Source organism: Dechloromonas hortensis (assembly GCF_009469765.1).
In the GTDB taxonomy this organism is placed as follows: domain Bacteria; phylum Pseudomonadota; class Gammaproteobacteria; order Burkholderiales; family Rhodocyclaceae; genus Azonexus; species Azonexus hortensis.
This window is the reverse complement of sequence record NZ_SSSQ01000006.1, coordinates 217,692-237,263: the sequence shown is the minus strand read 5'-3', so window position 1 is coordinate 237,263 and position 19,572 is coordinate 217,692. Positions and strand designations below refer to the sequence as shown.

19 protein-coding genes are annotated in these 19,572 nt (G+C 58.4%); 15 read left to right on the top strand and 4 right to left on the bottom strand.

All coding sequences use genetic code 11. From position 1 onward, the window contains the following. Positions 1 to 116: 116 nt before the first annotated feature. Genes GH663_RS12175 through GH663_RS12160 form a run of 4 tightly spaced genes read right to left on the bottom strand, consistent with a single transcriptional unit; the run spans position 117 to position 6,503 of the window. Positions 117 to 3,113 (bottom strand): Tn3 family transposase, encoded by a 2,997-nt coding sequence (locus GH663_RS12175; protein ID WP_153131997.1) that lies wholly within the window; start codon positions 3,111 to 3,113, stop codon positions 117 to 119. Between the two features lie 6 nt (positions 3,114 to 3,119). Beyond that, positions 3,120 to 4,400, bottom strand: coding sequence for a site-specific integrase (locus GH663_RS12170; protein ID WP_153131996.1), 1,281 nt, complete (start codon positions 4,398 to 4,400; stop codon positions 3,120 to 3,122). A gap of 25 nt (positions 4,401 to 4,425) precedes the next feature. Continuing rightward, entirely contained in the window at positions 4,426 to 5,829 is a 1,404-nt protein-coding gene (locus GH663_RS12165) for a heavy metal sensor histidine kinase (RefSeq protein WP_153131995.1), read from the bottom strand. Next, a complete protein-coding gene (locus GH663_RS12160; RefSeq protein ID WP_153131994.1) occupies positions 5,826 to 6,503 on the bottom strand; it encodes a heavy metal response regulator transcription factor in 678 nt (225 codons plus the stop codon). Before GH663_RS12160 ends, GH663_RS12165 begins: the two co-directional genes overlap by 4 nt. 170 nt (positions 6,504 to 6,673) lie before the next feature. Here GH663_RS12160 and GH663_RS12155 point away from each other — a divergent pair, with 170 nt between their 5' ends. The 15 genes from GH663_RS12155 (at position 6,674) to GH663_RS12085 (ending at position 19,564) form a co-directional block, all read left to right on the top strand. Next, positions 6,674 to 6,958 carry a hypothetical protein gene (locus GH663_RS12155; RefSeq protein WP_153131993.1) on the top strand — a complete coding sequence of 95 codons (285 nt, stop codon included), beginning with the start codon at positions 6,674 to 6,676 and terminating at the stop codon, positions 6,956 to 6,958. Then, entirely contained in the window at positions 6,955 to 8,394 is a 1,440-nt protein-coding gene (locus GH663_RS12150) for a TolC family protein (protein WP_211371135.1), read from the top strand. Before GH663_RS12155 ends, GH663_RS12150 begins: the two co-directional genes overlap by 4 nt. A gap of 13 nt (positions 8,395 to 8,407) precedes the next feature. Then, complete coding sequence (locus GH663_RS12145; protein ID WP_153131992.1) at positions 8,408 to 9,817, top strand: multicopper oxidase family protein; 1,410 nt, start codon at positions 8,408 to 8,410, stop codon at positions 9,815 to 9,817. Positions 9,818 to 9,846: 29 nt separating this feature from the next. After that, entirely contained in the window at positions 9,847 to 10,506 is a 660-nt protein-coding gene (locus tag GH663_RS12140; RefSeq protein WP_153131991.1) for a c-type cytochrome, read from the top strand. A gap of 96 nt (positions 10,507 to 10,602) precedes the next feature. Next, the gene (locus tag GH663_RS12135; RefSeq protein WP_153131990.1) at positions 10,603 to 11,043 is read left to right on the top strand and encodes a DUF411 domain-containing protein; all 441 of its coding nucleotides are present in this window, start codon (positions 10,603 to 10,605) and stop codon (positions 11,041 to 11,043) included. Positions 11,044 to 11,061: 18 nt separating this feature from the next. Further along, positions 11,062 to 11,406 carry a copper-binding protein gene (locus GH663_RS12130; RefSeq protein ID WP_153131989.1) on the top strand — a complete coding sequence of 115 codons (345 nt, stop codon included), beginning with the start codon at positions 11,062 to 11,064 and terminating at the stop codon, positions 11,404 to 11,406. Positions 11,407 to 11,485: 79 nt separating this feature from the next. Further along, on the top strand, positions 11,486 to 12,757 hold the full coding sequence (locus GH663_RS12125) for a TolC family protein (protein WP_153131988.1): 1,272 nt from the start codon (positions 11,486 to 11,488) through the stop codon (positions 12,755 to 12,757). After that, positions 12,754 to 14,382, top strand: coding sequence for an efflux RND transporter periplasmic adaptor subunit (locus GH663_RS12120; RefSeq protein WP_153131987.1), 1,629 nt, complete (start codon positions 12,754 to 12,756; stop codon positions 14,380 to 14,382). The genes GH663_RS12125 and GH663_RS12120 overlap by 4 nt, the downstream gene beginning before the upstream one ends. Before the next feature lie 24 nt (positions 14,383 to 14,406). Beyond that, entirely contained in the window at positions 14,407 to 17,541 is a 3,135-nt protein-coding gene (locus GH663_RS12115; protein ID WP_153131986.1) for an efflux RND transporter permease subunit, read from the top strand. After that, the gene (locus tag GH663_RS12110; RefSeq protein WP_153131985.1) at positions 17,538 to 17,927 is read left to right on the top strand and encodes a c-type cytochrome; all 390 of its coding nucleotides are present in this window, start codon (positions 17,538 to 17,540) and stop codon (positions 17,925 to 17,927) included. Before GH663_RS12115 ends, GH663_RS12110 begins: the two co-directional genes overlap by 4 nt. A gap of 36 nt (positions 17,928 to 17,963) precedes the next feature. After that, complete coding sequence (locus tag GH663_RS12105; RefSeq protein ID WP_153131984.1) at positions 17,964 to 18,293, top strand: hypothetical protein; 330 nt, start codon at positions 17,964 to 17,966, stop codon at positions 18,291 to 18,293. Between the two features lie 97 nt (positions 18,294 to 18,390). Beyond that, positions 18,391 to 18,693, top strand: coding sequence for a hypothetical protein (locus GH663_RS12100; RefSeq protein WP_153131983.1), 303 nt, complete (start codon positions 18,391 to 18,393; stop codon positions 18,691 to 18,693). Between the two features lie 5 nt (positions 18,694 to 18,698). Continuing rightward, positions 18,699 to 18,953 carry a hypothetical protein gene (locus tag GH663_RS12095; RefSeq protein WP_153132019.1) on the top strand — a complete coding sequence of 85 codons (255 nt, stop codon included), beginning with the start codon at positions 18,699 to 18,701 and terminating at the stop codon, positions 18,951 to 18,953. Positions 18,954 to 19,028: 75 nt separating this feature from the next. After that, the gene (locus GH663_RS12090; RefSeq protein ID WP_153131982.1) at positions 19,029 to 19,277 is read left to right on the top strand and encodes a hypothetical protein; all 249 of its coding nucleotides are present in this window, start codon (positions 19,029 to 19,031) and stop codon (positions 19,275 to 19,277) included. Positions 19,278 to 19,321: 44 nt separating this feature from the next. Continuing rightward, positions 19,322 to 19,564 carry a hypothetical protein gene (locus tag GH663_RS12085; protein WP_153131981.1) on the top strand — a complete coding sequence of 81 codons (243 nt, stop codon included), beginning with the start codon at positions 19,322 to 19,324 and terminating at the stop codon, positions 19,562 to 19,564. Positions 19,565 to 19,572 lie beyond the last annotated feature (8 nt).

The following is a 19,572-nucleotide window of genomic DNA, read 5'->3' as shown; positions in this document are numbered from 1 at the left end:
CGACACCTTCGGCGGCTGGCCGAAGGCGCAAAAGCGGCACTTCGCCGATGGCGGCACCTTCGACCAGATCTATCTGAGGGTCGGCCGGGAATCATGGAAAATTCCCCGTTTCTGCTTTAAGCCTCTGATTTATCGTCGAGAATCCGAAAACCGTCCGCCAACACCGCAACCTTCCGCCGGAAATCCAGAACATAGTCACCAAAACGATTTATGTGTTCCAAGCGATATGGCGCCAACCCAGCCAGTATTTCCTGATTGATTAGCACGCCCTCGGCCTGTAGCTGCTTCAACACCCGGCTCATTCCCACCACGTTGTGCAGGATGACCATGTTGGCAACGAGATGGTTGTACTTGATCACCTTGCGTTGTTCATGGCGCAAGTTCTCGGCGATCTCCCCTTCTCCGCCAAAGAATATTTTCTTGGCGAAGCCATTAAACTGTTCCGACTTGTTGGTTTCGGCGTTAATGAGCCGGCGTAATTCAACGTCGCCGACGTATTTCAGCAAGAACATGGTTCGAACCACCTTGCCCAGTTCCTTGAAGGCGAAATACAGTTTGTTCTTGCGGCTGTAGGTGCCCAGACGACGCAGGATGGCTGAAGCCGAGATTTTTCCGAGCTTGATGGAAATAGCCACGCGCAACATGTCCGGCAAATGGGTTTCAATTAGCTGCCAGTTGATGTCGTCCGTGAATAGGCCCTCGATGTGTGCAAATTTCTTGTCACTATCCGGGCGATGGAACACCAGATCCTTGATGCCCCGTATCCGGGGCATCAGCTTGATTCCAAGCAGATGCGACAAAGCGAAGACCGTATAGCTCTGGGCCTGCGTATCGCCATGGATGGTGTCCGGTCGGATATCCGAGGTATTGGACATCAGTCCGTCGAGGATGTGCGTCCCTTCGTAAGTGCCGCAGGAAATGAAGTGACTGAACAAGGCGATAAACTTGTCGGAAACGTGGTAATAACCGATGCCGCCATAGCCACCATAGCGAATGTGGTGCTCGGAAATCAGGTTCTGCTCGTAGAGATTCCATTTCGTGCCATCGGCTGAGGCATGTTTTCCCGAACCCCAGTATCCGGGCAATTCGAACTTGTTGTAGGCATTGATCACCTTGACGATGGCTTGTTCCAGCGACTCTTCGGTCATGTATTTGATATTGAGCCAGGCAACTTGTTTGCGGCTCATTCCGCGAATCGACCGCGCCGTCTGGGTCGGACCGAGGTTGCAGCCGTAACAGAACAAGGTGCTGATCACCCGTGGGCGCAATTCCTCGATCCGGCTTTCGGTTCCCATCATGGGTCGGAACAGCTTATGCATTTGCAGCCAGCGCTCGGTATCGATTAGCACATCGACAATGCTGACGTTCTCCATGTGCTCGGTAATCAGATGATCAATCTGGCGGATGCCGGGCGGCAATTCGCTCGCCGGTGGTTTTTTCAGGATCAACCGACCATCGACAATCTCGGCGTAGGCATTTTCCGGGAACTCGGCATCAACGGCTTCGGCTGTTTCCAGCAAGACGGATTTCAATGCCTGGGTAAAGGTCTTGGGATCGGTTTCAACGCCCGTTACCTGGCCATAGTCGGCCAGTTCACGATTCAGGGTTTCATCGTCAACCAACTGTTCGCGATAATCGTCGTAGCGCTCACCATGTTGGATGAAAAGGTCGCCTGATTTCAATTCGTCGCGGATGGCGTACATGACTGCCAGTTCAAAGTAGCGGCGATTGATGGTGGCGATTCGTCCGTCGGCACGTTCAGTAACGACCAGTTTTCGCCATGCGGCGGGCAACCACTGGAGATCGCGCTCTGGTTCCAGTCCGACCAGCGAAATCGGCACGATCTCGTGACGTGAACTGCGCAGTGCCTGCAACGCCTTCATCATCCGGATCAAGGTATCGTCCTCGCTGCTGCTCTGCGGATTGATGATTTCGATGCAGTTGAGTAATTGGGCGCGCACTGCCTTGTAGGGGTGGATGAGGAACGGCAGATAATTGCGACCGGCATAGGCCATGTGTTCATCGCAGATGGCCACCAAGTCATCGACGTCGGCGATCAGACTGGAGCCGATGGCTTCCACGCGCTGATGGTCGGTTCCGTTGATCTGATATGCCAGCAACACCTCCTTCAACTGCCCGATCAGACGATCTGTTCGCTGCAAGTGTTCTTGCTGGTACTCACCCAACTTGGTACGTGCCTGATTGTCCAGGTTCTGGAGCATGCGGACGAACAGATCGGCTGCATCGTCGAGCGTCTGGGCAAACTGTGAGCGGATATAAATGACCGCCAATGCGTAACGCTTCTGCGGTTTCAGTTCCGCCATTTCGCTGGCATTCAGGGAGCGAGCGATATAGCGATATTGCTTGAGTTTGGGGACGGGAATGTCTGGTTGGGGCAATTGTTCAACCAGCAATTGCAAGCGCCGGATGTGCTGGAGGTAGGAGCGGGTTTCCTTATTGGTTGGTTTCTTCGGTTCCCGCTTGAGCATGTTCCAGGTCGTGCTGGATTCATCCTTGCTGACCTTGAACAGGCTGTCGATCCGTTCCTTGACCTTGGTATCAAGTTTGTTGGCGATACCCGCGAAATGCACCTCGTGAATCTTTTCGCGGGCCTGGATCGCCAATCGATCCAAAACCGTGAAACCGGGCAACTCATAGCGGTGATGGACCAGTTCCTCCAGCATCACGTTGATGATGTCGGCCACGACATGACGATTGTCGGCGGCCGTCTCGGCAATGTGCTGGAGCCAGGCACGACCCTCCGGATTTAGCGGGCGGACATCCAGGAAGCGGCGTAACGATTCGACCATCCGCTCGCGGCCGGTTGAGCGGTCGAATTGCAACAACTCGTCGAGCCTCGGGGGACGTGCAAATCCCGTTTGGGCCACAATGTGCTGCCGGATGGCGGTCGGCACATCCTTGATACGGATGAAGTAGCCCAGTCGCTGAAAAAGCTTCAGGTAGAGAAAAGCCACCGTGCGTGCCGTCGGTCGTTTGACGGACTGGTCAATGAAGGCGATTTCATCCGGCGTCAGGGTGTAGACTTCTTCAAGATCCTGCGCGGAAGGGTCCGCTTTCAAGCGGGGATACGCGGTCTCATGAAGTTGGGTCATGCTGGATCAATCCCAATGCTTACCGCTTGATGGATCGCGGCAAACTGCCTCCAGAAAACATTCCTTCGCATCGGCAATGCGGTGGAGTTCATCCAGCAAAGCGTAGAGATGATCGTCTAGGATATCGGCCGAGGGGGTCGGGACGGATAGCTGATATAGGCCGCGATCGCTGTCGACTTGTTGCGCCTGAAAACGGGCGAGACCGGTATCCAGCATGTCGCGTAACGCACTGGCTTCTTTCCGGCGGCTGCCGTTGAACGAAGATAGCTGGATCGATACTTCGATGATCGTCTGTGCCACTTCAGGAATGGCTGGCAGTTGCGGCATCGGCTTTGCCGGAGCCGGCAAAGCACGATCCAAACCCTGCTCGAAGCGTGCCTTGAGACCAACATCAATCCCGTCCAGATAGCGCATTGCGGCTTTAATGTCGCGCCAGCCGACATAGGTCATCAACTCCCGGATATCCCACCCGCTCGAACCTGCCCACTGGGCAAATCCCCGGCGTAGGGAGTGGCTGCTGAACGCTTCGGCATCGGCGATCCCTGCTTGCGCAAGGAATTGGCGAAGCATGGGAATGATGCTTCCTGGGAGAAGCCCGGTTTCTGAGAGATGACCCCAGCGGTCAATTTTGCGAAAGAGCGGACCTTCCTTGAGTTTGGACAAGGCCAGCCAATCCTCGACCGCCTCCACGGGGCAAAGCCGGGACAACGCCGGGCAGGAAAACTTTCGTCCTTCCAGTTGGCGATCCCCTTTGCTTCGCGGGAGATAACAGGTCATGCCTTCGCCGGGTTTGATCTCGATGAACTCGATACACAGACTGGCCAATTCATCGGATCGGAATCCCCGCCAGAATCCGAGCAGCGCCAGGGCGCGGTCACGGGTATGTCGTAGCGCGCTGCCGGCATCGCCCCGGACAACGGCGGCAGCCGTTGCCTGCACCAGCCAGTCGCAGGTCTGTTGCAGGATATCCAGTTCCAACGGCTTGGCGCGCTTCTCCTGGGCCGGGTGCATGGCCCGGATTCCTTTGAGGACCTGGCGGATTTTAGCGGCCTTGGTCGGGTCGGGAAAACCGTGTTCCTGGTGCCAGCGCGACAAGGCAGCTAGGCGATGCTTGAGCGTGTTCAGGGATAAGGATTCGGCATGCGTGGCCAAATACCGGGCGATCGAATCTATTGTTGCCGGCAGCAGACCGCGCCACTCGATCTCGAAATGGCGGATAGCCGAGGCATAACTACGCCGGGTGTTGGTCCGCTCGGCAGCATCGAGGTAGAGATCAACCTGGCTCATCGTCGTCTTTTCAGAGCACCCAAGATTACTGATGAATACAGGGCAATGAGAGTGTGAAGCGCGTTTTTCCACCTTCCGAATTGACGCCCACATCCCCGCCGTGAGCGAACACAATAGATTGGGTTATCGCGAGCCCTAGGCCTGAATTTTCTGTCGTGCGCAGGCGCGAACTGTCGACACGGTAGAAACGATCGAACAGGCGAGGCAAATGTTCGGCCGGGATGTCGCTCCCTGTGTTCTCGACGGAGACCAGAATCCTACCTTCACTGTTTTTTTCGACTCGAACGGTAACCTTGCCCTCGTTCGGTGTATGTCGCAGCGCATTGGATAGCAGATTGCTGACAGCGCGGCGCAGCATCAATCTGTCGCCGACGATTTGGCCGCCACCAGAGAGTGACAAGGCAACCGACTTCTCTTCGGCAAGCACGTCGTAATACTCCAGCAAATCGCCGATTTCCTCGGCGAGATTGATCGGCTCCTGGTTCGGGATGATCTGGTTGTTGTCGGCCTTGGCCAGAAAGAGCATGTCGGAAATGGTACGCGACAGGCGCTCGAACTCTTCCGCATTCGACGCCAGGATGTCCCTATAGTCGTCCGCCGAGCGTGCTTTCGAGAGCGTGACCTGGGTCTGGGTCAACAGATTGCTGACCGGCGTTCGCAACTCATGGGCCAAGTCCGATGAAAAATCAGACAGACGCTGAAAGGACTCCTCCAAGCGCGAAAGCATGCCATTCAGGGTGTCGGCCAGATCAGCCAATTCGCGTGGGATAGCTTCGACCGGCAAGCGGGTATGCAGGCGATTGGCAGTAATCTCGGCAGCTTGGCGCTTAATGGCCAGCAACGGCAATAGGCCGCGCCGGACGACAAACCAGCCGAGAAATCCCATCGCCAGGGTTGCCATGCTCATGAACCCCCACAAGGTCTGGCGGAAAGATGTCATGAAGTGCTCGTGATGGGTGATTTCTGTGGCAATTGCCACGGTGTAACTACCACCGCCATTGGTGCCAAGCTTGACCATCGAGGAAATTCCACGCCATGGCTGGTCGTCGTTGCTGTTCCATTTGACGGGTTGCTCGCGCTTTGGTGTCGCGCCAATACTTAGTAGATCCTGCGGAAAGACCATGGATTCGTTGGCATACAGCGTTTTGCCATTCTGGTCATAGACAGCAACGATCAACCCGTGGTGCCCCGTCAGCGCATCGTCCAATTGCTGGGTCAGCGTTTCCTTCGGCTGACTACCCGGATCTCGTTCAAGGATATGCCTCGCCAACTGCATTTTTCCATTCAACACATCCAAATCCTGCTCTTCGAAGTGGCGTTCAACCGCATTGCCAATAAGCAGGCCAAGCAGGAACAGCACAAAGGCCGAGGCCAGCGCGAACAGCAGGGTCAGGCGAAGCGTCAGTGAGGGGCCGCGAGTCGGTGTCAATCGGTGATCTCCAGAACATAACCCATGCCACGCACCGTACGAATCAACTTGGGTTCGAACCCGTCGTCAATCTTGACCCGCAGGCGCTTGATCGCGACCTCGATGACGTTCGTGTCGCTGTCGAAATTCATGTCCCAGACCTGAGAGGCTATCAATGAGCGTGGCAACACCTCACCCTGACGGCGCAGCAACAGTTCGAGCAAGGCAAACTCCTTGGCGGTCAGGTCAATCCGTTTCCCGGCCCGATTGACGCGGCGGCGCAGCAAGTCGAGTTCGAGGTCGGCTGCGCGCAGAAACTCGGATTCCTTGGCTTTTCCGCCACGACGCAAAAGAGATCTGACGCGAGCCAACAGCTCAGAAAACGCAAAGGGCTTGACCAGATAATCATCGGCACCCAGTTCAAATCCTTTGACCCGATCTTCCACCTGGTCGCGTGCCGTCAGAAACAGCACCGGCATTTCCTTGCCGGCCCGGCGAATGCCTTGCAACACCTGCCAGCCGTCGATACCCGGGAGCATGACGTCGAGGACCGCCAGATCATAGGCCTCTGTCAGCGCCAAATGCAGCCCGTCGAGGCCGTTGACGGCCAAATCCACGACGAAACCCGCCTCAACCAAGCCCTGCTTGAGGTAGGTGCCGGTTTTGGTTTCGTCTTCCACCACAAGAATTTTCATCGCTCTCTCCGCCATTCATTGGCTATTGATGGCGCATTCTCCTTCGCTTTTAAAGGCCAAACGCCTAGATTACGGAAATGTAATCCGCAAGTCAGCAAGATGTTGGTTTGGCGAAAGCATGATGTCAATCATCGGAGCAAAAGACTCCGCATATTCCCAATGGAGGCATCATGAAAATCATGGCATTAACGGTCGCGCTCGCCGCGACACCCGCCTGGGCCGATTCCCACTCGCCCAAGGAACCGATACCCGAAACATCCTACCAATCGGCTTTCGCGGATTACAAACCTATCCAGGATGAGCCACTGCATGACTGGCGACAAGTCAATGGCGAGATGGGCCGCCTGCGTGGACACATGGGGCATCTTGAAACCGGCCCGGCGACTGGACAGCCCGTCCATGAGCACGAAAAACCCGCAGAACGCATCCCGCAGGCGAACGGAGACAAGCCATGACCTCCGCTCGCTCTTTTTTGCCGATGCGTCGCGGAAAACTTCTTGTCGCCACCGTCGGCATTCTCGGTTTGGCCGGTTGCGCCACGTTTTCGGACGACGGCGGATTCGGCCATGTCGAGCAAACGACCCGCGAGCGTTTGGACAAGGACGTCAAATGGGCGCGCAGCGATGCGGAACGCACGACATTGCAAACCCGTGTCGGCGAACTGCTCGCCAAGCCGCTAATGGCGGATGACGCAATCCAGCTTGCGCTCTACAACAATCGCGGCTTGCAGGCGGCGTTTTTCGATCTGGGCATCAGCGAGGCCGAACTGGTGCAGGCCGGGCGCTTGCCCAATCCCCATTTCTCGATGCTGCGTGCCAGCAAGCCGGAGAACGGTATCCGGGAGTTCAAGATCGAACAAGCGCTGACTTTCAACATCTTCGCCCTGATCACCATGCCGCTGGCGGTTGAGGTGGAGAAACGCAAATTCGCCCAGACGCAGCAACTGGCAGTGGTCGATGTAGCCCGCCTGGCCGCCGAGACTCGCCAAGCTTATTACACGGCGCTGGCCGCCGAAGAGTCCGTGCGGTATCTACGCAAAATCAGGCAGGCAGCCGAGGCAGGCGCCGAACTGGCACGGCGCATGGCGCAGGTGGGCAATTTCAGCAAACTACGCCAGGCACGCGAGCAGGCCTTCTATGCCGATGCCGCCTTGAACCTGGCCAGATCGGAACAGTCGGCAATCGCGGCTCGCGAACGCCTTGCTCGCATCCTGGGCCTGCCTGATCGCAACGCCATTCGCTTGCCCGAACGACTTCCCGATTTGCCCAAGACGGTCGACGAGTTGCCGGGGGTCGAACAAGCGGCGCTCGATCAGCGCCTCGATCTGCAGGCAATCCGCCTCGAAACCGAGGCGCTGGCGAAGAATCTTGGCCTGTCCAAGGCAACCCGCTTCATCAACGTCCTCGAAGTCGGCCCGGCCAGGGTGCTTGAAGGCGCACGCGACAGCGGTTACAAGAAAGGCTACGAAATCAGCTTCGAGTTGCCAATTTTCGATTGGGGGAGGTCCAAGGTAGCCAAGGCTGAATCGATTTACATGCAGGCGGTGGAGCGTGCCGGCGAGTCGGCAATCAATGCCCGCTCGGAGGTTCGTGAGGCTTATCACGCCTACCGGACCAATTACGACATCGCCCGTCATTTCCGCGACGAGGTGGTTCCCCTTAGCAAGCGGATTTCTGAGGAGAACATGCTCCGCTACAACGGCATGTTGATTGGTGTTTTCGATCTGCTCGCGGATGCCCGAACGCAGATCGGCAGCGTTAACAGCTATATCGAAACCTTGCGCGATTTCTGGATTGCTCGCGGCGATCTGGAGATGGCGATGATCGGCAAGCCGTCGTTGAACGCATCGGCCCGAGCCACCATTGCGGCCACCGGCCGCGCCGACCATTAAGGGGAGATCCACCATGAGCACACGTCGCGAATTTTTCAGAAACCTTGGCATGGCCGGCGGAGCCGTGGCTGCTGCATCCGTCAGTTCCGTCGCGCTTGCCGCCTTGCCCGAACTGGTCTCCAAGGACAACCCGGACACGGCCTCTCCACTGACTCCGCCCAACGGCCGCCCCTATAATCCGGTCGTCACCCTAAACGGCTGGACCCTGCCTTGGCGCATGAACGACGGCGTCAAGGAGTTCCATTTGGTCGCAGAACCGGTTGTCCGCGAAATAGCGCCCGGCATGAAGGCCCACCTCTGGGGCTACAACGGGCAAAGCCCCGGGCCGACCATCGAGGTGGTCGAGGGCGACCGGGTGCGCATTTTTGTGACCAACCGGCTGCCGGAACACACGACCATTCACTGGCACGGCCAGCGCCTGCCCAGCGGCATGGACGGCGTCGGCGGGCTCAATCAGAAGCAGATTCCGGTCGGCAAAACCTTTGTCTACGAGTTCGTCGCGCGTCGCCCCGGCACTTTCATGTATCACCCGCACGCCGACGAGATGACGCAGATGGCGATGGGCATGATGGGGTTCTGGGTGACCCATCCGAAAGACCGCCACCCGCTTATCGAGCCCGTCGACCGTGATTTCTGCTTCCTGCTGAACGCCTACGACATCGATCCGGGCAGTTACACGCCCAAGGTCAACACGATGCTTGATTTCAACCTCTGGACCTGGAACAGCCGCTCCTTTCCGGGGATCGATTCGCTCAACGTCCGCAAGGGTGACAAGGTCCGCATCCGTATCGGCAACCTGACCATGACCAACCATCCCATGCACCTGCACGGACATGAATTCGTCGTCAGCGGCACCGATGGCGGTCCGACGCCGATCGGTTCGCGCTGGCCCGAGGTGACCACCGACGTGGCGGTCGGCCAGATGCGGCAGATCGATTTTCTTGCTGACGAAGAAGGCGATTGGGCTTTTCACTGCCACAAGAGCCATCACACCATGAACGCCATGGGGCACGACGTGCCGACCATGATCGGCGTCGACCATCGGGACGTGGTCAAGAAAATCACTGACCTTATCCCCGACTACATGGTCATGGGCGAGCGCGGCATGGCCGACATGGGCGAGATGGAAATGCCCATCCCCGACAACACCCTGCCGATGATGACCGGCCAGGGACCGTATGGGGCCGTCGAAATGGGCGGCATGTTTTCTGTACTCAAAGTCCGTCGCGACCAGAAACCGGGCGACTACCGCGATCCCGGCTGGTACAAACAACCCAAGGGCACACAAGCCTACGAATGGACCGGGCCAATCGCTGCCGCAACCCGCAGCCACGATGCCGGCAAGGGCGCCATGCGTCCGGCCGGAAAGCCGCAATCGCAGGAAGTCGTGGTCAGGAAACCTGTCAGCCACGGTCAACACTGAAATCACACCAAAATCAAAGGAAATCCATCATGAACAAAATGCTTCTGGGCGCCTTGGTAGCCGTTGGACTGGGCGCCGCAACCGCCGGGGTCGTTGTCATGGCCGGCATCGTCGATGTCGGGGCCGATACCCCTCATAGTTCCTTCACCTACCAGGCGCTGACGTTTGCCCGCGAAAGGGCCATTGCCAGCCGCACCGGTGACATCCAGGTTCCGGCTGATCTTGCCGATCCCGAGCGGGTCCGACGCGGGGCGGGCAATTATGCGGCCATGTGCGTCAATTGCCACTTGTCGCCGGAGGCTCCCGACTCGGAAATACGCAAGGGGCTCTATCCCACGCCACCCAATCTGTCGGAGAAGCCGACATCACCCCCTTCACGTGATGCCGCCCGCGATTTCTGGATCATCAAGCACGGCATCAAGGCTTCCGGCATGCCTGCCTGGTCGAAGGGCGGCATGGAAGACGAAGCCATTTGGGATCTGGCAGCCTTTCTGCAAAAGATGCCTTTGTTATCGGCGCCCGCTTATGAGCAACTGGTGGCGGCGAGCGACGGGCACTCGCATGGCGGAGTCGCGGGCCACGACCATGGGCATGACGACCACGAAGCAAAGCCTGCCGAGGTGCCTGAAATGCCGGCGGGCAAGAGCAAAAAAGCCGACGGTCACGACCATGGAGCGCACAAGCACTAAGCGGTCAAACATTACAAAAATGTAATCAGCGGGACAGCCAATTGTTGGCATTGGCTATCCATACTGACGCCACTCGATTCAAACAGGAGCCTCGCCATGCGTAACCCCGTCCTTGTTCTCGCCTTGATCACAGCCTTCGGTGCCGGCCTTTCCTCCGCCGCAACGGCAGGCGAAATGGTCGATGTCTACAAGAGCCCGAACTGCGGTTGCTGTGGCAAGTGGATTGACCACCTGAAGGACGCGGGCTTCGAGGTTCGCGCGCACAATGTCATGGACGTCCCGGCAGCCCGGAAGCAACTGGGGATGCCAGACCGCCTCGGCTCCTGCCATACCGCCAAGGTGGGCGTTTATGTGGTCGAAGGCCACGTGCCGGTTGCCGACATTCAGCGTCTGCTCAGGGAAAAACCGAAAGCCCTCGGCATCGCGGTGCCCTCGATGCCCCCCGGTTCGCCAGGCATGGAAAGTTCGAAACCCGTTCCCTACAACACGCTGCTGGTCCAGTCCGGCGGTGAAACCAGCATTTTTGCAAAACATTGATTCCAACAGGAGAAACCCATGAAAACACTCATCACCGCCTCCCTGATTGCCTTTGCCTCCCTTGGCACCGTTTCGGTCCAGGCTGCAGGCGACCATGCCGGCCATGCCATGGCTGCACCGGCCGCCGCGTCCGCTGAAATGCAAATGGTCGACGGCCAGGTCAAAAAAGTGGACAAGGCCGCCGGCAAGGTGACACTGTCGCACGGCCCGCTGACCAACCTGAACATGCCGGCGATGACAATGGTCTTCAAGGTTTCCAATGCCGCCTGGTTGGACCAGATGAAGGCAGGGGATAAGATTCGCTTCATGGCCGACTCCGTGAATGGTGCCATCACCGTCGTCCATTTCGAACCAGCCAAATAATAAGATCGACTGGCGGCGAGAGGGTGATTCCATCTCGCTGTCAGCATGCTCCATAAAACAAATATTTCAGGGAGGTCGCATGCGCCGACTCAGGCCATTACCCATTTTGATCCTGTCGCTTGCCATCGCCTTTGGCGCGCCCGTGTTTGCCCAAGAGGCCGCCCTCGGTGCGAACGTCGACAGCCTGATCAATTACGCCAAGACGCGCAATCCGGAATACGCTGCGATGCAGGCCGAGGCCGAAGCGTCGGGCGAGCGGGTGACGCCGGCCGGCGCCTTGCCCGACCCGAAGTTTCGTACCGAGTTGCGCGACATCACCCGATTCGGCGAGCAGAATGCAACCTTGTCCCCGAGTCGCGTCGGCAGCACCCGTTACCTGCTGATGCAGGATATTCCCTGGTTCGGCAAGCGCGACCTGAAGCGAGAGATTGCAGCGCTTGAAGCCGACGGCGCCAAGGGTCGTGCGCTGGGCACATGGGCCGATGTGGCCGGGCGGATCAAAGTCAATTTCGCCCAGCTTTATTACGTGCACCGCAACGAGCAATTGACCCGGGAAATCCTCGACCTGATGACCCGCCTGGAAAAGGTCGCCCAGGTACGCTATTCCGGCGGCCTGGCGGCGCAGCAGGACGTCATCCGCGCCCAGGTCGAGCAGACCAACATACGCAACGAGTTGATTGCCTTGGAAACCGAACAGCACCACCTGCATGCCCGGCTGAACGCTTTGCTGGCTCGCCCAAACAATGCGCCGTTGCAGGTGCCAGCCCAGTTGCGCAAGCTGCCGGCGCCGGTGACGCTGGATTACGCCACGCTGGAAGAGCGCGTGCGAACCCGCAACCCGCAACTGTTCGCCGACGAATCGAAAATCAAGGCCGCCGAGAAATCTCGCGACCTGACCTACAAAAACCGCTATCCCGACTTTACGCTAGGCGTATCCCCCATCCAGTACCAGAGCGCAATCAAGGAATGGGAGTTGATGGTCGAACTGAATATCCCGCTGCAACAGTCTTCGCGTCGGGCGCAGGAGCGGGAATCCGAGTCGATGCTCAATGCCGCCCGTTCGCGCAAGGAGTCCACCACCAACCAGGTCTCCGCCGAACTGGCCGAGGCGCTGTCCGGCATTGAAGCCGCCCGTCGCACGGAAAACCTGCTGACCAACAGCCTGCTGCCGCAGGCCGAACTGACCTTCAAGGCGGCGCTGGCCGGCTACGAGACCGGCAAGGTGGATTTTGCCACCTTGCTCGATGCCCAACGCCAAATCCGGCAGGCCAGACAAAACCAGCTTAAGGCCCAAGTCGACGCCCAGATGCGTCTGGCCGAAATCGAACGTCTTTTAGGGGAAGATCTATGAACAAGGGTACGGGACTGACCATCGGCGTTATTGCGGTTGCCGTGGCCGCCGGTAGTGGTTACTGGCTGGGCGGACGTGGCGGCGCCTCCCATGGCGATGCGGCACAGGTCGCCAGCGCGCCAGCCGAACCGGCCAAGAAAGAAAAAAAACTGCTCTTCTACCGTAACCCGATGGGGCTGCCCGACACTTCGCCGCTGCCCAAGAAAGACCCGATGGGGATGGATTACATTGCGGTCTATGAGGGAGAACAGGACGACGAACCGGCATCGGCCAGCCAGATCAAGATCAGTACCGAGAAGGTGCAGAAGCTGGGTGTGCGGACGGAAGCCGCCCAATTGCGCGTCCTTGACAAGGTGGTCCGCGCCGCCGGTCGTATCGAACCGGACGAGCGCCGTATCTATGCGATCTCTCCCAAGTTCGAGGGCTACGTCGAGCGCCTGCACGTCAATGTCACCGGTCAGTCGGTCGGCAAGGGGCAGCCGTTGTTCGAGGTTTATAGTCCGGAACTGGTTTCCGCCCAGCGCGAATACGCGATTGCCGCCCAAGGCGTCGAATCGCTGAAGGAAGCCGGCGGCCAGGCGCGGGATGGCATGAAGCAACTGGCCGATTCCAGCCTGTTGCGCCTGAAGAACTGGGATATTTCGGAAGAGCAGGTCAAGGCCTTGGCGAAGTCCGGCGAAGCGCGGCGCACGCTGACTTTCCGCTCGCCGGTTTCCGGCATCGTCACCGAGAAGAAGGCGCTACAGGGCATGCGTTTCATGCCGGGCGAGGCGCTTTACCAAGTGGCTGACCTGTCGGCCGTCTGGGTGGTCGCCGACGTGTTTGAGCAGGACATCGGCCAGGTCAGGACGGGGGCCAAGGCCAAGGTCAGGATCAACGCCTACCCGGACAAGACCTTCGAAGGCACGATCAGCTATGTCTATCCGACCTTGAACGCCCAGACCCGCACGGTACCGGTTCGAATCGAACTGGCCAATCCGGGGCTGCTGCTCAAACCGTCGATGTTCGCCCAGGTCGAATTACCGGTGGGCACCAAAGGCCAGGTGGTCACGGTACCGACTTCCGCCGTCATCGACAGCGGTGCCCGCCAGATTGTGCTGATCCAGCAGGGCGAAGGTCGCTTCGAGCCACGCGAAATCAAGCTCGGTGGCCGCAGCGACAATCATGTCGAAGTGCTGGAAGGTGTCAAAGATGGCGAGCAGGTGGTGGTCGCCGCCAACTTCCTGATCGATGCCGAGAGCAACCTCAAGGCAGCGGTCGGCGGTTTCGGCCACGCCGCCCATGGCGCCGCCCCAAAAGAAGGGCAAGCGGCAGCACCTGGACAGCCAGCCGCCAAAGGAGCCAGCCACCAGGCCGAAGGCACGGTGGATGGCGTCGACGCGGCAGCCGGCACAATCAGCCTCAATCACGGCCCGGTCGCCAGCCTCAAATGGCCGGCCATGACCATGGAGTTCAAGGCCGCCAACGCATCGCTGCTGCAAGGGATGAAACCGGGAGCCAAAGTCGCCGTCGAGTTCGTCGAGCGGCAGCCCGGTGAATGGGTGATTACGGCCGTCAAGCCGCTGCCAGCAAACCAGGGAGCCGGCACACCGGCCGCCGGGGCCAACCCGCACGCCGGTCACTGACCGAGAACCACGGAGAGTCACCCCATGTTGGCCAATATTATCGAATGGTCGGGCCGGAACCGCTTCCTGGTCTTGCTCGCCACCCTGTTCATCACCATCGCGGGCATTTATGCCGTATTGCGCACGCCGATCGATGCCTTGCCTGACCTCTCGGACGTGCAGGTCATCGTTTATACCGAATATCCCGGCCAGGCACCGCAGGTCGTCGAGGATCAGGTCACCTATCCGCTCACCACGGCCATGTTGTCGGTGCCGAAATCAAAGGTGGTGCGCGGCTTTTCGTTCTTCGGCGCTTCCTTCGTGTACATCATTTTTGAGGATGGCACCGACATCTACTGGGCGCGCTCGCGGGTGCTGGAATATCTGAATTTTGCCTCCAGCCGCATGCCAAAGGGCGTCACCCCCTCGCTCGGACCGGACGCCACCGGCGTCGGCTGGGTTTATCAATATGCGTTACTTGCCAAAGACAAGACGCTGGCCGAACTTCGCACCATTCAGGACTGGTACGTCCGCTATCAACTGACCAAGGCCTCTGGTGTCGCCGAAGTAGCCTCAATCGGTGGCTTCGTGCAGACCTATCAGGTCACGGTCGACCCGGTCAAGCTACGTTCTTACGGTATTCCGCTGATGAAGGTGGCGCAAGTCATCCGAGACTCGAATCGCGATGTCGGCGGGCGCGTCGTCGAGATGGCTGAAACCGAGTACATGGTGCGCGGCAAGGGCTACCTGCGTGGCAAAAACGACCTTGAAATGCTGGTCGTCAAAAGCGACAAAGGTACGCCAGTGCTGATCCGCGACATTGCTCGCATCGAATTGGTGCCCGACGAACGGCGCGGCCTGACCGAACTCAACGGTGAAGGTGAAGTCGTGTCAGGCATCGCTATGGCGCGATATGGTGCCAACGCGCTGGAAGTCATTCACAATCTCAAAACCCGGATAGCTGAAATTGGTCCCGGCTTGCCTGAGGGCGTCACGGTACAGACGGTGTACGACCGTTCCGAACTGATACACAACGCCATCGACACATTGAAACGAACGCTGATTGAGGAAGCGATCATCGTTGCACTGGTCTGCATCATCTTCCTGATGCACGTGCGCAGCGCCCTGGTTGCCATCCTGATGTTGCCGGTCGGCGTGTTGATCGCTTTCGTCGCCATGCGCTCGTTAGGCATGAACTCCAATCTGATGAGTCTGGGAGGCATCGCCATCGCCATCGGCGCAATGATCGATGCTGCCATCGTGATGATCGAGAATGCTCATAAGCACCTGGAACGCCTGCCAGAGGAGCACACCGATGCCGAGCGCGCCGATGCCATGCTCGCAGCCTGCAAGGAAGTCGGCCCGGCGCTGTTCTTCTCGCTGCTCATCATCACTGTTTCCTTCCTCCCGGTCTTTGCATTGGAAGGCCAGGAGGGGCGACTTTTCTCGCCGCTCGCCTTCACTAAGACCTTCTCGATGGCCGGCGCCGCGCTGCTTTCGGTGACGTTGGTGCCAGTCCTCATGATGTTGTTCATCCGAGGTAAGGTGATGCCGGAAGCAAAAAATCCGGTGAATCGTTTCCTGATTTGGGCCTATCGGCCGATCATCGCCGGCGTCATGCGCTGGAAGAAAATGACCATCGTCGCAGCCGTTGTTGCCTTGGTGGCCTCTATTTACCCAGCCTCTCAACTCGGATCGGAGTTCATGCCGACGCTCAACGAGGGCACGCTGCTCTACATGCCAGCATCGCTGCCCGGTATGTCGATTACCAAGGCTGCCGAGTTGATGCAGACGCAGAACAAGATCATCAAGAGCTTCCCCGAGGTTGCTTCGGTTTATGGCAAGGCTGGGCGCGCCAACACGGCAACCGATCCTGCTCCAACCGAGATGTTCGAAACGGTGATCAATCTGAAGCCACAATCAGAATGGCGGCAGGGCCTGACCACTGACAAGCTGATCGCCGAACTAGACAAGGCGCTGCAATTCCCCGGCGTCGCCAATGCTTGGACGATGCCGATCAAGGCACGCATCGACATGCTGTCCACCGGCATTCGCACGCCGATCGGCATCAAGGTCTTCGGCAAGGATCTCGGCGAGATGGAAAAAATGGCCAAGGAAATCGAGGCCGTGGTCAAAGCCGTGCCCGGCACGACCAGTGCCTTCGCCGAGCGCATCACCGGCGGCTTCTACCTCAACATCGAACCCGACCGCGAACAACTGGCGCGCTACGGCCTGGCCGTCGGCGATCTGCAGGATGTGATCGGCACGGCGCTGGGCGGCGAGATGGTGACAACCACGGTCGAGGGACGGGAACGTTTCGGCGTCACCATCCGCTATCCGCGCGAACTACGCTCCGATCCGCAGCAGATTGCCCGCGAGGTGCTGATCCCGACCATGGACGGGGCGATGATTCCGCTCGGGCAATTGGCCAAGGTTGTCGTCGCCAAGGGAGCGCCCAGCATCCGCACCGAAAACGCCTTGCTCTCTGCCTACATTTATGTCGACATCCGCGACCGCGACATTGGCAGCTACGTGGCCGACGCCAAGAAGGCTGTCGCCGAACAGGTTAAGTTCCCACCCGGCTACTACGTCACCTGGAGTGGCCAGTTCGAGTACATGGAACGGGCTATCGAGAAAATGAAGATTGTCATCCCGGTGACGCTGTTGATCATTTTTCTGCTGCTTTACCTGAACTTCAAGCGACTGACAGAAACCTTGATCGTCATGCTGTCGGTGCCATTTGCGCTAGTCGGCGGGGTCTGGCTGATGTGGTTGCTCGGTTATAACCTGTCCGTCGCCGTCGCCGTGGGCTTCATCGCCTTGGCCGGGGTTGCGGCGGAAACCGGGGTCATCATGCTGATTTACCTCGATCATGCCTGGGAAGAATTGAAGGCCAAGCGCCGGACGGAAAATCAGGCGCCAACGCTGCACGATCTCTACGAGGCCATCATGGAAGGCGCCGTGGAACGGGTTCGCCCGAAAATGATGACGGTGGTGGCAATCATGGCTGGCCTGCTACCAATCATGTGGGGGACAGGGACCGGTTCCGAGGTGATGAGCCGCATTGCGGCACCGATGGTCGGCGGGATGATTTCCTCGACGGTACTTACGCTCGCGGTCATCCCGGCTATCTACGCGCTGGTCAAGCAGTGGCGAATGAAACGGGGGATGGAACAATGAGGCGTAAGCGTTTGTTTTGGATTCCTGCATCGTTTCTTGTGGCGCTGCTGCCCAGCCTTGCCCTGGCTCAAGGCTGGAGCATTCCCAAACCCGGCCCCGGCCTAATGCCCAATCCCGTCATGGGCAAGGCGCTGTTCGCCAATCACTGTGCAGGCTGTCATGGCGGCGACTTGAAGGGATCGGAAAAGGGACCGCCCCTGCTGCACAAGATTTATGAGCCGTCACATCATGCCGATGCGGCATTCCAGTTGGCCGTGGCCAACGGTGTGCGGGCCCATCACTGGAAATTTGGCGACATGGCTCCGGTGAAAGGGGTAACGCCGGACGACGTCGCCCACGTCACCGCCTATGTACGGGCCGAGCAGCGGAAGGTTGGCATCCAATAGCGGATGGTTCGAACGGTGCACTATCAGGGGAAAAAATTGCCCAAGGAAGACGATTCAATGCGACCGTTTGACGATGCCGTTGCCAGTCTCGTGGTGCTCACCACAGGATTGAGAGACCATCATCGCGATGCCTTCGATGCGGCAAAGGCGGATTTGTTGCGGCTTACGCGAGGCAAGGCATCCGCACTGGCTTATGTGCGTCGGATTGTCGCTGCCGAACTGAACGGCCCCCATGACCCACAGTGGAAAGTTTCTGCGGCTGAATTCGAGAGGCGGAGGCAACAAGTTTTTCAGGGGCTAAGCGCCCAGACGCAAGAAATAATCGCTCTCTGCGAGCAGCACGGCAACAAGCTGACGAAACAGTGACCGGGTTGTAATGCTCCCGTTATGGGCGTGACAGCTACCCACAGGCAAACTCTCCCTACGAGGCAATGGGCCTTGATCGTGCCGCAGGGAGAAAATCATGTCCGCACACAATTCGTTCGCCATCTTCAATGCACCTTCCGACTTCCATTTGGATTTGGTTGCCCGGTTGGTTGGCGTGAATCTCGACTGTTTGGAAAAGATGATTTCCACGCAGATTTCCCCGCTCAAGGAACTCCTTGAGCGAACACCGTCGTTTTCTCTGTGTGAGCCTGGGCAAGCAGGGGCATGGTGGGCTGCCGTCGGCTTTTCATCCATCGAGTATTGGAAGGCATATACCCTCGACGGTTTGGAATACCAGCACCAAGTTTTGCAGACGCTGGCCCAACATTCGGCAAAGTGAACTTGATGATGTCGTCAAGGCCGGTGCTTTGGCAAGACTCATCCGGGAAGCTCATTGCCTGTACGGAAAAAATCAAGGTGCTCAACGAGAACCTGGATGAACTTCGCCAGGTGGCCCAGGATGCGCTGGAAGACGGAATTCTGATGGGGTGTTGCGAACGGCAATTGCGTGATGCGCTTGCGGAAGCAGTCGGGCATTTGGTGAATCCGTATTCAGCCTCGTTTCCTGACAGCAATGTAATCAGCAAGTCACCTTGTTGACAGTGACGGAAGCACAAACTGCAACTGTTCACTCGATTCGGACCGTTTAAATCCCCAAACTCAGGAGCCAAGATCATGAAAGTTTCCTCCCTCATTGCCGCCGTTCTGTTTGCTGGCACCACGATGACCGGCGTCGTCTTCGCCGATGAAAAGGCCGCCGCCCCGAAGGCCGCCGAGGCCCAAATGGACAAGACCGCGAGCAAGCCGCATTCCCATGTCCAGGAAAAAACCGGCATGCCGCAAAGCATGCCGGATGCCAAGGCCGATAAACCAAACGCAGCTAAGGACAAGAGCAAGCACTACCATCCGCGAGATGGTAAATAACTGTCCAGCAAAGGCCCCGAAACCGGGGCCTGATTATTTCAGCCATGGATATCCGCAAACCGGCAGAGCACGGCGATCGGTGTGTGTGTCGCACACTGGCGCTGGCGGTCGGCTGTGACCCGAAAATGCTGAGTTACAACTATTGTCGGACGGTGCTTCAGACACGCTGGATCGTCGAATGCAATCATGGATGCCAGGCAGAGCCTGCCATAATGGACAGCGATCGAAAATGGCATGACGTCGGCCAGATTGATCCGGTGAAGGCCATCCTGATCATGAACGAGTAGTCGCCGTC

Bases quoted from the DNA above. Each gene is read 5' to 3' on its own strand.
- GH663_RS12115 (WP_153131986.1), top strand. From the start codon at position 14,407: ATGTTGGCCAATATTATCGAATGGTCGGGCCGGAACCGCTTCCTGGTC.
- GH663_RS12085 (WP_153131981.1), top strand. From the start codon at position 19,322: ATGGATATCCGCAAACCGGCAGAGCACGGCGATCGGTGTGTGTGTCGC.
- GH663_RS12170 (WP_153131996.1), bottom strand. From the start codon at position 4,400: ATGAGCCAGGTTGATCTCTACCTCGATGCTGCCGAGCGGACCAACACC.
- GH663_RS12125 (WP_153131988.1), top strand. From the start codon at position 11,486: ATGCGCCGACTCAGGCCATTACCCATTTTGATCCTGTCGCTTGCCATC.
- GH663_RS12155 (WP_153131993.1), top strand. From the start codon at position 6,674: ATGAAAATCATGGCATTAACGGTCGCGCTCGCCGCGACACCCGCCTGG.
- GH663_RS12140 (WP_153131991.1), top strand. From the start codon at position 9,847: ATGAACAAAATGCTTCTGGGCGCCTTGGTAGCCGTTGGACTGGGCGCC.
- GH663_RS12160 (WP_153131994.1), bottom strand. From the start codon at position 6,503: ATGAAAATTCTTGTGGTGGAAGACGAAACCAAAACCGGCACCTACCTC.
- GH663_RS12135 (WP_153131990.1), top strand. From the start codon at position 10,603: ATGCGTAACCCCGTCCTTGTTCTCGCCTTGATCACAGCCTTCGGTGCC.
- GH663_RS12110 (WP_153131985.1), top strand. From the start codon at position 17,538: ATGAGGCGTAAGCGTTTGTTTTGGATTCCTGCATCGTTTCTTGTGGCG.
- GH663_RS12120 (WP_153131987.1), top strand. From the start codon at position 12,754: ATGAACAAGGGTACGGGACTGACCATCGGCGTTATTGCGGTTGCCGTG.
- GH663_RS12095 (WP_153132019.1), top strand. From the start codon at position 18,699: ATGATGTCGTCAAGGCCGGTGCTTTGGCAAGACTCATCCGGGAAGCTC.
- GH663_RS12150 (WP_211371135.1), top strand. From the start codon at position 6,955: ATGACCTCCGCTCGCTCTTTTTTGCCGATGCGTCGCGGAAAACTTCTT.
- GH663_RS12100 (WP_153131983.1), top strand. From the start codon at position 18,391: ATGTCCGCACACAATTCGTTCGCCATCTTCAATGCACCTTCCGACTTC.
- GH663_RS12090 (WP_153131982.1), top strand. From the start codon at position 19,029: ATGAAAGTTTCCTCCCTCATTGCCGCCGTTCTGTTTGCTGGCACCACG.
- GH663_RS12145 (WP_153131992.1), top strand. From the start codon at position 8,408: ATGAGCACACGTCGCGAATTTTTCAGAAACCTTGGCATGGCCGGCGGA.
- GH663_RS12175 (WP_153131997.1), bottom strand. From the start codon at position 3,113: ATGACCCAACTTCATGAGACCGCGTATCCCCGCTTGAAAGCGGACCCT.
- GH663_RS12130 (WP_153131989.1), top strand. From the start codon at position 11,062: ATGAAAACACTCATCACCGCCTCCCTGATTGCCTTTGCCTCCCTTGGC.